The 12,421-nt window shown below is 62.4% G+C and carries 13 protein-coding genes; 3 read left to right on the top strand and 10 right to left on the bottom strand.

Translation table 11 applies throughout. The annotated features are described in order from the left end of the window. Positions 1-241: 241 nt before the first annotated feature. The 3 genes from I6G90_RS18060 to pncC all read right to left on the bottom strand — a co-directional run bounded on the left by I6G90_RS18060 (position 242) and on the right by pncC (position 2,417). Positions 242-745 carry a regulatory protein RecX gene (locus tag I6G90_RS18060; protein ID WP_197928581.1) on the bottom strand — a complete coding sequence of 168 codons (504 nt, stop codon included), beginning with the start codon at positions 743-745 and terminating at the stop codon, positions 242-244. Between the two features lie 38 nt (positions 746-783). Further along, the gene (gene recA, locus I6G90_RS18055) at positions 784-1,845 is read right to left on the bottom strand and encodes a recombinase RecA (RefSeq protein ID WP_042058789.1); all 1,062 of its coding nucleotides are present in this window, start codon (positions 1,843-1,845) and stop codon (positions 784-786) included. Positions 1,846-1,925: 80 nt separating this feature from the next. Then, the gene (gene pncC, locus I6G90_RS18050; protein ID WP_042657693.1) at positions 1,926-2,417 is read right to left on the bottom strand and encodes a nicotinamide-nucleotide amidase; all 492 of its coding nucleotides are present in this window, start codon (positions 2,415-2,417) and stop codon (positions 1,926-1,928) included. 260 nt (positions 2,418-2,677) lie between these two features. Between pncC and mutS the strand changes: the two genes are divergently transcribed. Further along, positions 2,678-5,269 carry a DNA mismatch repair protein MutS gene (mutS, locus tag I6G90_RS18045; protein ID WP_408628287.1) on the top strand — a complete coding sequence of 864 codons (2,592 nt, stop codon included), beginning with the start codon at positions 2,678-2,680 and terminating at the stop codon, positions 5,267-5,269. Between the two features lie 90 nt (positions 5,270-5,359). On the opposite strand, the gene I6G90_RS18040 is transcribed toward mutS, so the two are convergent. Beyond that, entirely contained in the window at positions 5,360-6,223 is an 864-nt protein-coding gene (locus I6G90_RS18040; protein WP_197928579.1) for a patatin-like phospholipase family protein, read from the bottom strand. A gap of 63 nt (positions 6,224-6,286) precedes the next feature. Between I6G90_RS18040 and I6G90_RS18035 the strand changes: the two genes are divergently transcribed. Beyond that, the gene (locus I6G90_RS18035) at positions 6,287-6,427 is read left to right on the top strand and encodes a hypothetical protein (protein ID WP_163127431.1); all 141 of its coding nucleotides are present in this window, start codon (positions 6,287-6,289) and stop codon (positions 6,425-6,427) included. A gap of 84 nt (positions 6,428-6,511) precedes the next feature. On the opposite strand, the gene I6G90_RS18030 is transcribed toward I6G90_RS18035, so the two are convergent. The 3 genes from I6G90_RS18030 to I6G90_RS18020 form a co-directional block, all read right to left on the bottom strand. Beyond that, positions 6,512-7,408, bottom strand: a complete 897-nt coding sequence (locus I6G90_RS18030; protein WP_197928577.1) for a type 2 periplasmic-binding domain-containing protein — start codon at positions 7,406-7,408, stop codon at positions 6,512-6,514. Between the two features lie 74 nt (positions 7,409-7,482). Continuing rightward, positions 7,483-8,172: an LrgB family protein gene (locus I6G90_RS18025; protein WP_197928575.1), complete on the bottom strand. Its 690-nt coding sequence runs from the start codon at positions 8,170-8,172 to the stop codon at positions 7,483-7,485. Continuing rightward, complete coding sequence (locus I6G90_RS18020; RefSeq protein ID WP_182933032.1) at positions 8,165-8,566, bottom strand: CidA/LrgA family protein; 402 nt, start codon at positions 8,564-8,566, stop codon at positions 8,165-8,167. The genes I6G90_RS18025 and I6G90_RS18020 overlap by 8 nt, the downstream gene beginning before the upstream one ends. 134 nt (positions 8,567-8,700) lie before the next feature. Between I6G90_RS18020 and I6G90_RS18015 the strand changes: the two genes are divergently transcribed. Beyond that, positions 8,701-9,585: a LysR family transcriptional regulator gene (locus tag I6G90_RS18015; RefSeq protein ID WP_197928573.1), complete on the top strand. Its 885-nt coding sequence runs from the start codon at positions 8,701-8,703 to the stop codon at positions 9,583-9,585. Here I6G90_RS18015 and I6G90_RS18010 read toward each other — a convergent pair. The 3 genes from I6G90_RS18010 to I6G90_RS18000 all read right to left on the bottom strand — a co-directional run bounded on the left by I6G90_RS18010 (position 9,579) and on the right by I6G90_RS18000 (position 12,329). Continuing rightward, a complete protein-coding gene (locus I6G90_RS18010) occupies positions 9,579-10,463 on the bottom strand; it encodes a type 2 periplasmic-binding domain-containing protein (protein WP_139709818.1) in 885 nt (294 codons plus the stop codon). The two genes, I6G90_RS18015 and I6G90_RS18010, sit on opposite strands and share 7 nt — an antisense overlap. 112 nt (positions 10,464-10,575) lie before the next feature. Continuing rightward, a complete protein-coding gene (locus I6G90_RS18005; protein ID WP_197928571.1) occupies positions 10,576-11,367 on the bottom strand; it encodes a hypothetical protein in 792 nt (263 codons plus the stop codon). 68 nt (positions 11,368-11,435) lie between these two features. Next, the gene (locus tag I6G90_RS18000; RefSeq protein ID WP_197928569.1) at positions 11,436-12,329 is read right to left on the bottom strand and encodes a hypothetical protein; all 894 of its coding nucleotides are present in this window, start codon (positions 12,327-12,329) and stop codon (positions 11,436-11,438) included. Between the last annotated feature and the right edge of the window lie 92 nt (positions 12,330-12,421).

Raw genomic sequence — 12,421 nt, 5'->3', positions numbered from 1 at the left:
AAAGGGAGGCAAACAGAGGCTTTTTGAGCCGGGGATCAGGCCAAAAGCAGTGGAAAATAGCCATGTGGCACGGCAGAACCAGCCTTTCATCACACCCGGCCCCCAAGCCACTGAATGGGCAAGAAAAATCCTGTAAATGCGAGATAAGGGGTATCACTGGGTGGTGCATAGAAGAGGAAAGAGTGCCGAGGGCAAGGCGTTGTCTCATGACCTTGCATCACGCAACAAGGCACCGGCCCCGTTACTCTGAGGCCGACTCCTGCAGGGTTGATATCGCATAACGCGCCTGATCCTGGGTAAAACCACGCCCCAGCAGGTATTTGAGCCACTTCATCCGCAGCTTGAAATCCGCCAGATCGGCCACCCGGGCACGCCGTTCGAGCAGGGCAAACGCCAGTTCAAACCAGTCCAGTTCCGGCTGATCGAAGGAGGCATCGATCTGCATATCATCGAGCCCCTTGCGGCGCAGATCGAAGCGGATCTTGATGGGGCCATGTCCCTTGGCTGCACCGGCCCGCACCGCCATGGCACCGTAACGTTCGTCGTTAACCCAGTTGTAACCGCGGCAGTAGTCGACCACCGCCTCGCTCACCTCTTCATTGAAACCCTGCTGGCGCAGCCGGTTGGCCAGCTCGGACTCGGCGCTCTCGCGACGGGCCAGACTGCGCATGGCAAAGGCGCGGGCAGCGGCAAACAGCTCTTCAAAGGAGAGTTCAACGGGTTCGGGGAGAGATTCATCGACCATAAATGACAAGGCCGGGTATCAACCCGGCCTCCTTTACCTTATTCGAACTCTTGTTCGCTTTCGTCTTCAAACTCTTCGGCGGCAGCTGCCACCGGCTTTTCTGCCGGTACGGCACCGGAGAGCAGCAGTTCGCGCAGGCGCGCTTCAATTTCGCCAGCCATTACCTTGTTCTCGGCGAACAGCTTCATGACGTTGGCCTTGCCCTGACCGATCTTCTCGCCGTTGTAGCTGTACCAGGCACCGGCCTTGTCGATCAGCTTGTGCTTGACGCCCAAGTCCACCAGCTCGCCCTCTTTGGAGATACCGGCACCATAGAAGATCTGGAATTCAGCCTGCTTGAAGGGCGGGGCTACCTTGTTCTTGACCACTTTGACGCGGGTCTCGTTACCGACCACTTCGTCACCTTCCTTGATGGCGCCGATACGACGGATATCCAGACGCACGGAGGCGTAGAACTTGAGCGCGTTACCACCAGTGGTGGTCTCCGGGCTACCGAACATGACGCCGATTTTCATCCGGATCTGGTTGATGAAGATGCACAGGCAGTTGGCGTTCTTGATGTTGGCGGTCAGCTTGCGCAGCGCCTGGGACATCAGACGGGCCTGCAGGCCAACGTGGGAATCACCCATTTCGCCTTCGATTTCCGCTTTCGGGGTCAGGGCCGCCACTGAGTCGACGATGATGACGTCAACGGCGTTGGAGCGAACCAGCATGTCGCAAATTTCCAGCGCCTGTTCACCGGTATCCGGCTGGGAGATCAGCAGGTCGTCGACGTTGACGCCCAGCTTGGCAGCATAGATAGGGTCAAGGGCGTGTTCTGCATCGACGAAGGCACAGGTTTTGCCTTTCTTCTGGGCTTCCGCGATCACCTGCAGGGTGAGGGTGGTTTTACCGGAAGATTCCGGGCCGTAGATCTCGACGATACGGCCACACGGCAGACCGCCGATGCCCAGCGCCACGTCCAGCGAGAGGGAGCCGGTAGAGATGGCTTCGATATCCATGGTCTTGCTGTCGCCCAGACGCATGATGGAACCTTTGCCGAACTGCTTTTCAATCTGACCCAGCGCAGCCGCCAGTGCCTTCTGTTTGTTCTGATCCATGCCAATCTCCGCTGGAAATCGTGAGTAAGAAGTGAAGTTGGGTTAAGTATACTGTCTATTCATACAGTATCAAGCCCAATTTATCTGAGCAGGGCCAACAGACCCGACAGGGCCTGTCTCACCGCCTGCTGGCGCACCTGCCGACGATCCCCGTCGAAGCGGGCGAGCAGAGAGTGGTGACGGCCGTTGCGATCGGCCCAGGCAAACCAGACGGTGCCGACCGGCTTGTCTTCGGTGGCGCCACCGGGGCCAGCGATGCCACTGATGGCCACGCTGATGGCGGCCGACGAGTGGGCCAGCGCGCCGCGGGCCATCTCCAGCACCACGGCTTCGCTCACCGCGCCATGCTGTTCAAGGCTCTCACTGCTCACCCCCAACATCTGCTGCTTGGCCTCGTTGGTGTAGGTGACAAACCCGCGATCGAACCAGCCGGAGCTGCCCGCAATGTCGGTGATGGCGCTGGCCACCCCGCCGCCAGTACAGGATTCGGCGGTCGCCGCCAGCCAGCCCCGCTGACCGAGGGCACGTCCCAGCTCAATGGCAAGGTGCTCTATCTCTGCATCCAGTTTCATCACGACTCCTGCTGATCCGCTCAAGAGGCACATTATGCGATCCCGCTACCACCGCCCGCAACCACGGCAGACCGCCACGGCAACCGCCCTTGCCTGTTGCAATGGGAGGTTGCTCCGGTGCCATGCCTTCAATCGTGCCGAGCAGCCGCCCCCGGAACACCCGCTCCCCCGTCGCGGCGCTTATGTGTAGAATGGCGCCATCAAGCTCAAGGCTCATCACCGCAGACACTGGCCCGCAGAGGCCCCTTCTGGAACAGAACATGACCGCACAACACCAAGCCAGCGGCGCCACAAGCTCCGCTCCCGGCGCCAATCTCAGCGCCCACACGCCCATGATGCAGCAGTACCTTGGCCTAAAGGCCGAGAACCCGGAGATCCTGCTGTTCTACCGGATGGGCGACTTCTACGAGCTGTTCTATGACGATGCCCGCAAGGCCTCCCAGCTGCTCGATATCTCCCTGACCAAGCGCGGCCAGTCGGCGGGCAGCCCCATCCCGATGGCGGGAGTGCCCTATCACGCCATCGAGGGCTATCTGGCCAAGCTGGTACAGCTCGGCGAGTCCGCCGCCATCTGCGAACAGGTGGGGGATCCCGCCACCAGCAAGGGGCCGGTGGAGCGCAAGGTGATCCGCATCATCACCCCGGGCACCGTCTCCGACGAGGCGCTGCTCTCGGAGCGACAGGACAACCTGATCGCCGCCGTCTACCACGATGGCCGCCGCTTCGGCTATGGCACCATGGACATAGGCTCGGGCCGCTTCTTCATCAACCAGTTCGATAAAGAAGAGACCCTGCTGGCGGAGCTGCAACGCACCAATCCGGCCGAGCTGCTCTATCCTGAATCGTTCGAGTTCCTGCACCACATCGAGGGTCGCCGTGGCCTGCGTCGCCGCCCCGAGTGGGAGTTCGAGCTCGGCACTGCCCGCAAGCTGCTCTGCCAGCAATTCGGCACCCAGGATCTGGTGGGATTTGGCGTCGAGCAGAGCGAGACCGCCCTGTGCGCCGCCGGTTGCCTGATGCAGTACGTGAAAGACACCCAGCGCACCGCCCTGCCCCACATCCGCAGCGTGCGCCTCGAGCAGCCCGATCACGCCGTCATCATGGATGCCGCCACCCGCCGCAATCTGGAGCTGACCCAGAATCTGGCCGGAGGCTATGAAAATACCTTGGCCGAGGTGCTGGATCGCACCGCCACCCCGATGGGCAGCCGCCTGCTCAAGCGCTGGATCCACCAGCCGATCCGCGATCGGGTGATCCTGAAAGGACGCCAGAGCACCATCAAGGAGCTGATCGAGCAGAACCTCTATGACGAGCTGGGCGGTTTGCTGCGTCAGGTGGGGGATGTGGAGCGGGTGCTGGCCCGTCTCGCCCTGCGCTCGGCCCGCCCGCGTGACCTCACCCGACTGCGTCAGGCTTTCGCCCAGTTGCCTGAGTTGCAGCGCCTGCTGGCGGACAACGAGCACGAAGCGGTGCAACAGCTGGCCGAGCGCGCCAGCACCTTCCCTGAACTGCTCGACCTGCTGGAGCGCTCAGTAATGGAAGTGCCACCGGTGCTGATCCGCGATGGCGGTGTCATCCGTGACGGCTTCAATCAGGAGCTGGACGAACTGCGGGATCTGGCCAACGGCGCCACCGCCAGCCTCGCCCGCATCGAGGAGCGGGAGAAGTTGCTGACCGGCATCAACACCCTCAAGGTGGGTTACAACAAGGTGCACGGCTTCTACATCGAGGTGAGCCGCGCCAACAGCCATCTGGTGCCAGCCCACTATATCCGCCGCCAGACCCTCAAGAATAACGAACGCTACATCATCGACGAGCTGAAGAAGTACGAGGACAAGGTGCTCACCGCCCAGGCTCAGGCGTTGGCGCTGGAAAAACGCCTCTACGAAGAGCTGCTCGATGCCCTGCTGCCCCACCTTGGCGATCTGCAGGAGTCCGCCGCCGCGCTGGCGGAGCTGGACGTGCTGGCCAATCTGGCCGAACGTGCCGAGACCCTGGACTACCGCTGCCCGACGCTTATCGATGAGGATCAGATCCTGATCGAGGCGGGCCGCCATCCGGTGGTGGAGCAGGTGATGACAGATCCCTTTATCGCCAACCCGATCCGGCTGGAGCGGGAGCGGCGGATGCTGATCATCACCGGCCCCAACATGGGCGGTAAATCGACCTACATGCGCCAGACCGCGCTGATCGTGCTGCTGGCCCATATCGGGGCCTTCGTGCCCGCCGACAGCGCCCGCATCGGCCCCATCGACCGCATCTTCACCCGCATCGGGGCATCGGACGATCTCGCCTCCGGCCGCTCCACCTTTATGGTGGAGATGACCGAGACCGCCAACATCCTCAACAACGCCACCGCCCGCAGTCTGGTGCTGATGGACGAGATTGGCCGCGGCACCAGCACCTACGATGGGCTCTCCCTAGCGTGGGCTTGCGCCGAGCAGCTGGCGAGCAAGATTGGCGCCTATACCCTGTTCGCCACCCACTACTTCGAGCTGACCCGCTTGCCCGAGCTGATGAGCGGACTGGCCAACGTCCATCTGGATGCGGTGGAGCACGGCGACACCATCGCCTTTATGCACGCAGTGCAGGAGGGGGCGGCCAGCCGCTCCTACGGTCTGCAGGTAGCGGCACTGGCGGGGGTACCGAAATCGGTGATCCAGCAGGCCCGCCACAAACTGCACGAGCTGGAAAACGCCACTCCGGTGGCCGCAGGTGAAAGCCGCCCGGCTCCGGTGACTCTCGCCCCGCAGATCCATCCGGTGGTGGAAGAGCTGGCAGCGCTGCGCCCGGACGAGCTGACCCCCCGTCAGGCGCTGGATCTGCTCTATCGCCTCAAGCAGATGCTGTAAGCCGCTGCCGCAGCGCAAGCATGCAAAAGGGGAACCGCGAGGTTCCCCTTTTTAATGTTCAGCACGTGATGTTCAGCACCCATCAGCCGTTCAGGCCACCGCTCGCGCCTCCCTGCGAGCCTGCAGCAGGCTCTGGCGTCCCTGCCAGTAGCCCTGCAGATAGCCGGACTCCAGCTTGAACGCGTCGCGGGTAAAGCGGGAGACCGGAAAATCGGCCGGTGGCGCGATCACCTCGATCTCGCAGTCGGCAGGCGGCATCTCGATAAAGTCGAGCGCCCGGTTGTAGGCCACATCCCGTGCCAGCATCGCCTGTGCCAGCGCGGGCTGGGTCTTGAGCAAGGCTTTGACCATCCAGCAGAAGCGGGCCGGCTTCTTGCGATAACCGCGCGGCTCGGAGAGCACCACCGTCATCCGCCGCGCCCCGCGTCGATAAGCCTCGATCACCGGGATCGAGTCGCTGATGCCGCCATCCGCCATGGGGCGGCCATCGACACAGGGGGTCTCGTGCTGCACCACCGGCAGGGCGCAGGTGGCGGTCAGCACTTCGTCCATATTGTCGGGACACACCGGCAGGTAGACAGCGGCGCCGGTCGCCACCTCGGTGGTGACCGCATAGAAGGGGATGCGGCAGGCGGAGAAGGTATCGAGGTCGAGGGGAAAACGGTAGCGACTGGTGCGCCAGAGCCAGCTGACATCCACCAGATCGCCCCCCTTGACGAAACGCAACGGGTCGAGAAAGTCGCTACTACAAGCCAGCTCGGTGATGATGTGATGACTGCGGCGCGGCTGCTCGCTCAGGTAAGAGACCAGATTGGTGGCACCGGCCGAGACGCCCATGACGAAGTCGAACGGGTAGTGGTGGCTTTCCACGAAGGCATCGAGCACGCCGCTGGCGAAGATGCCGCGCATGGCGCCCCCTTCGACAATCAGGGCGCGAGGGTGGGGATTAAACATAACAAGGCTCCGTCAGCTGTAATACCTGCCGGGATCGATCCCGGCCCAGTGATGGACGCCTTCATGCAGAACATCAAGACGCCGCAGCAGGACGGTTCAGGCCCGCATCGGCAAGGCAACAGCCGGACAAATGCAAAACGTGAAACCGTGAAGCGACCCCCAGTATATGCAGCGCAACAACCTTCAAAAAATGAATTTAAATAATAAAAAACATGCCAATTTGGCATGATTAGCATGATGAAAAGGCCAGCCGCAGGGCTGGCCACGTCACTGATTGCTGATTCCGGCTCAGGGCAAGCCAGGGCCGAAGTGCCCCGTTACCGGATCGTAGTGGTAGGCGTCGTAATCAAAGTCGATCCCCTTGAGCAGAGGGTTGGGCAGCTCGAACAGCTGCCGCTCGTGGAGCCGTGCCTGATCGAGGGAGGGCTTGAAGTAGCGCAGCCAGAGCTGCTGCAGCGAGCCATCCTGCCACGCCAGCTTGAGCCCGGCCTGAATGCGCCGGAGCCCCGTCTGATTACCCTTGTAGGTGTAGAAGAGATGGAGGAAGGGGTAGTGCAGGGCGATGTGCGGCTCCACGGTGAGACCGACCACATCCCGATGCTGCTCCAGCTCGGTGAAGAGCTCGTTGGCGCCGCGGCAAAAGAGGTCGGCCCGCCCACGGGCCACCAGCTTGAACAGGCGCTCGTAGCTGTCCACCTCCTGCACCTGCAGACCGGCCGCCCGCAGAATGGCGGCATCCTGCCAACCGCGTCCCTGCACGTTCTGGTACCGCTTGAGCTGTTCGAAGCGGGTCACCCCCGCAATTGCCTTCGCCTGCTGCGGACTGACGAAGCAGATGCGATAGCCGAGGATGCCGAGCTCCACCGGGAAGCGGACATAGTCGAGGGCCTCGCCGCTATCGGGCTGCGGCGTATCGACGGCAAAGAAGTTGGGGTAGAAGTTGGTTTGCAGCACTTGGCGCAGCCGGATCCTGTTCATCGGCGGCGCCGCCCGCAGCTCGTAGTCACCGAAGCTGTCGCGGGTCTTCTCCAGCGCCAGCTGCAACAGATCGCGAAAATAGAGAGTGCGCTGATCCCGCTCACTTTCGGGGCTGATATGGGTAAAGACGTCGCTCGCCCAAAGGGGGGCGGCAAGGAGGGAGAGGCTGCACAGCAGCAAGGAGAAAGCGAGGCGATGAAAGGTCATACTGCTCATCCCGGGAATACACGCTCCCTAGAGTGTAGCGCCGGGACGAGCCGCCTTCTAAAGGGAAACTCGACCTACCAGAACATCTGGCCCAGCAGGGGCGCCAGCAGCACGGTCACCATGCCAGCGATCATCATCACCATGCTGGAGACCACCCCCTCCTCGTTACCCATCTGATAAGCCCTGGCAGTACCGGCACCGTGGGCCGAAGCACCAAAGCCCGCCCCCTTGCCGAGGCGGCTGCGAATGGCCAGCACGGTGAGCACGCTCTCCCCCACCGCCATACCAATCACCCCGGTCAACACCACAAACAGCGCGGTGAGATCGCTCTGACCGCCGATGGCGCGGGTCGCCTCCACCGCAAAGGGGGTGGTAATGGAGCGCATCGCCAGACTGCGTTGCAGCATGTCGGAGAGATCCAGCCAGCGGGCCAGCAGCACGGTACTGCCCACCGCCATGATGACGGAAGCGAGCACCCCCACCGACAGCGACAGCCAGTGGCGGCGAATGAGCTGGCGGTTCTCGTAAACCGGCACGGCGAAGGCAACGGTGGCAGGGCCCAGCAGCCAGAGCAGCCAGTGGGACTCGGCCATGTAATCCTGATAGGGGATGTGGAACAGCAGCACCACCGCCACCAGCAGGGTCGGTGCCAGCAGCAGCGGCATCAGCGGCAGGATGCGCTTTTTGCCGTAGAGCCATTTGCTGGCGTAGTAGAAGAGCAGCGTGAGGGCGAAGCAGAGCAGCCCGAGCAGGGTATCAGACATGACGGCGACTCCGGCGGGCCAGTTTCAATTCGAGGCGGTAAACCCGGTCCACCACCAGCGCCGTGGTGCCGAGCACCAGCGTGGTACTCACCAGCAGCACCACCATGATCCGCCACCCCTCCTCCAGCAACAGCTCCTGATAGTTGACCACCGCCACTACGGCGGGGACGAAGAAGAGCAGCATCTCCGCCAGCAACCAGCGGGCACCGGCCTCAAACCACTGCGCCTTGACCACGCCGAGCAGGATGCAAGCCAGCAGCAGCAACATGCCGGTGAGGTTGGCGGGCAGCGGCAGATGGAGGGTGCGCACCGCGATATCGGCCAGCAGCCAGATGGCGGCCAGCAACACAATCTGGAAGGGAGTCTGTAACCAGCGCAAGCAGAGGGCTTTCATGATCATCGTCTTTCTGTGAACCGGCTCACAGTATAGAGTTGAGTAAAACCTGCCAGAAATGAATTAAAATTATCAAATTCATGCCGCATAGGCATACTTCACCCCCTACCCGCCAACACGAGTCGAGAGAGTCCATGGATATTCGCGCCTTGCGCTATTTTGTCGAACTGGTGCGGGAAAAAAGCTTCACCCGCGCCTCCGAAAAGCTGTTCGTCACCCAGCCCACCATCAGCAAGATGATCCGCAATATCGAAGAGGAGCTGGGCCAACCCCTGCTCAACCGGGAGGGGCGCCGCTTCACCCTGACCGACAGCGGCCAGGTGCTGTTCAACCGGGCCCAGACCATCCTGGCGGAGATGCAGCAGCTGGAGGCCGAACTGGCGGATCTGCAGAGCCTGCAACACGGTCGCCTCACCCTCGGCATTCCCCCCATGGTGGGTCACGTCTATGCGAATCTGATCCGCGCCTACCGCACCCGCTATCCCAAAGTGGAGCTGACGCTGGTGGAGTATGGCGGTCGCCGCATCGAACAGGCGGTGCTGGAGGGGGAGCTGGATCTCGCCATCACCATGCTGCCGACCAAAGAGGGGGGCGCCCTCAGCGCGCTCGAGCTGGATCAATACCCGATTAGGGTGGTGCTGCCGGATCAACCGCGCTGGCGCGGCGATGCGCCGCTGCGGCTGGAGTCCCTGCAGGAGGAGCCCTTCCTGCTCTATACCCAAGCGTTTACCCTGAGCGAGCGGCTGGAGCAGGCGTGTCAGGAGGCGGGCTTTGTGCCGCAGGTGGCGGCGCGCAGCAGCCAGTGGGATTTTCTCACCGCCATGGTACGCAGCGGCATGGGGGTCGCCTTCTTGCCGGAGCCGGTCTGCAACCGGCTGACGCCCGATGGGTTGGTGCTGCGGCCGCTGGAGCCCGAACTGAGCTGGAGACTCGGGGTGATCTGGCCGAGCGAGCGCTATCTGTCGCGCACCGCCGAGGCCTGGCTGGCCCTCTGTCGCACGCGGCAGGCGCCTCAATAATCGCCGAAGCGATCGGTCTGCGGATTGTAGAAGTAGGGGCGGTAATCGAAGCTAATCCCCTCGAGGAAGGGGTTATCCAGCCGCAGCAGTCGGCGCTGGGAAAACTTGGCAAAGGCGATGGCCGGGCCAAAACTCTTGCGCCACAGCGCCTGTAGCGAGCCATCCTGCCATGCCAGTTGCAACCCCTGCTCGACCCGTTGCAGCGCCTCGCGATTATTGGGGTTGGTGTAGAAGACCCGGGGCAGCGGGTAGTAGATCAACAGCGCCTCATCCACCAGCAGATCCGCTATCTCCTTGTGGGTGAGCTGCTCGCTGCGCAGCTCGCTCGCCCCGCGGCAGAAGAGATCGAAGCGACCCCGCGCTACCATCTTGAACAGTTTCTCGTACCCCTCCACCTCCACTACCTCCATCCCGGCGTAGCGCAGGATATCCACATCCAGCCACCCCTTGCCCTGACCAAAGGTGAACTGGCGCAGCCCCTTGAGGTCGGTCACTCTGCTCACCGCCGCTTTTTGCTGTGGGCTGACGAAACAGATGCGGTAGCTGACGATGCCCAGATGGATGGGAAAACGGACATAGGTGAGCCCCAGCCCCTCGCGGGTGCTGCTGTAGCTGTCCATCACAAAGAGGTTGGGGTAGCTGTCAAGCTGCATGCTGAGCCGCTCGCGCGCCTTGGTCATGGGCGGTGCGGGGACCAGCTCATAGTCGCCAAACTGGTCGCGGGTCTTCTCAAGGGCGAGCCGCAGCAACTCCCGATCATAGGTGGTGCGCGGATCCCGCTCGCTCTCCGGGCTGATGTAGGTAAACCGGGTGGCCGCCTGCCCGGTCAGCGACAACATACAGAGCAGCGCGGCGGCCAGCAGATGCAGGGAGGACATAAACCGGGCCTTGGCTGAAGGGGTACTTTCAGTGTAGCCCTCGAGCGTGGGCGCCCGCCCCAGCCACCACCCCATGGTCTCTTCCCCTTTTTGGTCAGTTGCATCCATCAGCCTACTCCCCCGCCGGAGGCGTGCTTCTGAGCGACGCGGCGTAACGTTGATAGGCAGCAGAATCGCGCACCTGCTCGATGGCATCCCACACCTGCCGGCTTTGTTGGGGATGGGCCTGATAGAAGTGGTGAGAGAAGACCAGATAGTAGGGCTTCTCCACCAGTACCGGTGACAACCGTTCGATACGGGCCTGCAGCTCGGGATGAGCCGCCAGAATGCTGTCTGCCACCTCGGTCTGGATGGCCGTCGCCTGCGCCCGATCCATCACCAGCTTTTTCAAAATAATCAGCGGGTCACGGCTGGAGTCATCCACCTCGGCCCCCGCCGCCAGCAACAAGTCGACGATGGAAAATCCCGACTGGGCCGCCACCATGCCCTTGACCCTGAGGGTGGTGCCATCCCACTGGCTCTTGCCCCCCTTGAGCTGATAAAGGCTGTAGCTCTCGGTCAGCAGCCGCTTGGCGGGGTCGGGTTTGCCCTCGCGCATGGGATAGACCCCCACCTTGGTCGCCCGCTCGACGCTGTAACTCATCTTGATGGCCGCATCCATCTGGCCACTGCTCACCTGAGAGAGGCAGCGCTTCCACGGCAGCGGCGTCAGCACGATCTCGGCACTGAGGGCGGTGGCAACCACCTTGAGGTGATACTGGACAATCCCCTCTCCCGATTGCAGCAGCCAGGGGTAGGAGTCACTGTTTTCGAGGCAGGTACGCAGCGTAAAGGCCGGGGCCGCGCTGCCGGTGGCGGGCAGCAGCAACGCGATGAAGAGCAGGATGCGGGCAGATACGCGCATGGGCCATCTCCTTGGCGGCAACGATCTCTCCCTTACTCTATCAGAGCCTGTGCACCTGATAACCCGGCTCAGGGCAGTGAACCGAAATCATCCGCCTGCGGATTGTAAAGGTAGGGGCGATAGTCAAAACCCGCCCTGAGTAGCAGCGGGTTGCCGAGCCGGAAGATCTGGCGAGCCCCCAGATTGGCAAACACCAGCGAGGACTGGAAGTGGTGACGCCAGAGCCGCTTGAGGGAACCATCCTGCCAGGCCAGTTGCAGACCGCGCGCAAGACGCTCGCGCTCCTGAACATAGTGGGCATTGCTGTAGAACACATGGATCAGCGGATAGAAGAGGGCCAGATGGCGATCGACCGTCAACCCGGCCACCTTGCCCTGATGAGATTGCCACTCCGGCAGGATCTCGTTGGCCCCGCGGCAGAAGAGGTCGATGCGCCCGCGCGCCACCATGCGAAACAGCGACTCGTAGTTATCCACCTCATGCACGGTCAGCCCGCCGTGGCGCAGTATCACCGCATCCTGCCAGCCGGTGCCCGCCCCCTGAGTGAAGTGGCGCAACTGATCCAGAGTGTTCACCCGCGCCAGCTCGGCAGCGCGATCCGAGCCGACGAAACAGACCCGGTAGCCGAGGATCCCCATATCGATCGGGAACGGGATCGATGCCACCTGATCCGCAACCGCCTCCCCCTGATAGGGCCAGCTGTCGACAATAAACAGGGCGTTTTGGCCCTGCTCCTGCACCTCGATCCGCATCCGCGCCTTGTTCATCGGCAGGGAGTCCAGCAACTCGTAGTCACCATATTCGGGGCGGGTCTTCTCCAGCGCCAGCTGCATCACCTCACGGTAATAACGCATCCGCATATCCTGACTGTTTTCAGGACTGAGCAGGGTAAAACGGGTCGCAGCCAGCAAGGCAGAGGGGAAGGATAAACAGAGGCAGAGCAACAGAAGTCGATAGATCATGGCTGAACTCATACAACGGGGTTCACCCAGTATAGACTGGCTCTCCCCCCGTTGAGGGCGGGCCAGTTGCGGCTTGCGCGCCCGATCACCGG

It is taken from the genome of Aeromonas allosaccharophila (assembly GCF_016026615.1).
GTDB lineage: Bacteria > Pseudomonadota > Gammaproteobacteria > Enterobacterales > Aeromonadaceae > Aeromonas > Aeromonas allosaccharophila.
This window is presented reverse-complemented; position numbering and strand designations above follow the sequence as displayed.

Bases quoted from the DNA above. Each gene is read 5' to 3' on its own strand.
- I6G90_RS18060 (WP_197928581.1), bottom strand. From the start codon at position 745: ATGGTCGATGAATCTCTCCCCGAACCCGTTGAACTCTCCTTTGAAGAG.
- recA (WP_042058789.1), bottom strand. From the start codon at position 1,845: ATGGATCAGAACAAACAGAAGGCACTGGCGGCTGCGCTGGGTCAGATT.
- pncC (WP_042657693.1), bottom strand. From the start codon at position 2,417: ATGAAACTGGATGCAGAGATAGAGCACCTTGCCATTGAGCTGGGACGT.
- mutS (WP_408628287.1), top strand. From the start codon at position 2,678: ATGACCGCACAACACCAAGCCAGCGGCGCCACAAGCTCCGCTCCCGGC.
- I6G90_RS18040 (WP_197928579.1), bottom strand. From the start codon at position 6,223: ATGTTTAATCCCCACCCTCGCGCCCTGATTGTCGAAGGGGGCGCCATG.
- I6G90_RS18035 (WP_163127431.1), top strand. From the start codon at position 6,287: ATGCAGAACATCAAGACGCCGCAGCAGGACGGTTCAGGCCCGCATCGG.
- I6G90_RS18030 (WP_197928577.1), bottom strand. From the start codon at position 7,408: ATGACCTTTCATCGCCTCGCTTTCTCCTTGCTGCTGTGCAGCCTCTCC.
- I6G90_RS18025 (WP_197928575.1), bottom strand. From the start codon at position 8,172: ATGTCTGATACCCTGCTCGGGCTGCTCTGCTTCGCCCTCACGCTGCTC.
- I6G90_RS18020 (WP_182933032.1), bottom strand. From the start codon at position 8,566: ATGAAAGCCCTCTGCTTGCGCTGGTTACAGACTCCCTTCCAGATTGTG.
- I6G90_RS18015 (WP_197928573.1), top strand. From the start codon at position 8,701: ATGGATATTCGCGCCTTGCGCTATTTTGTCGAACTGGTGCGGGAAAAA.
- I6G90_RS18010 (WP_139709818.1), bottom strand. From the start codon at position 10,463: ATGTCCTCCCTGCATCTGCTGGCCGCCGCGCTGCTCTGTATGTTGTCG.
- I6G90_RS18005 (WP_197928571.1), bottom strand. From the start codon at position 11,367: ATGCGCGTATCTGCCCGCATCCTGCTCTTCATCGCGTTGCTGCTGCCC.
- I6G90_RS18000 (WP_197928569.1), bottom strand. From the start codon at position 12,329: ATGATCTATCGACTTCTGTTGCTCTGCCTCTGTTTATCCTTCCCCTCT.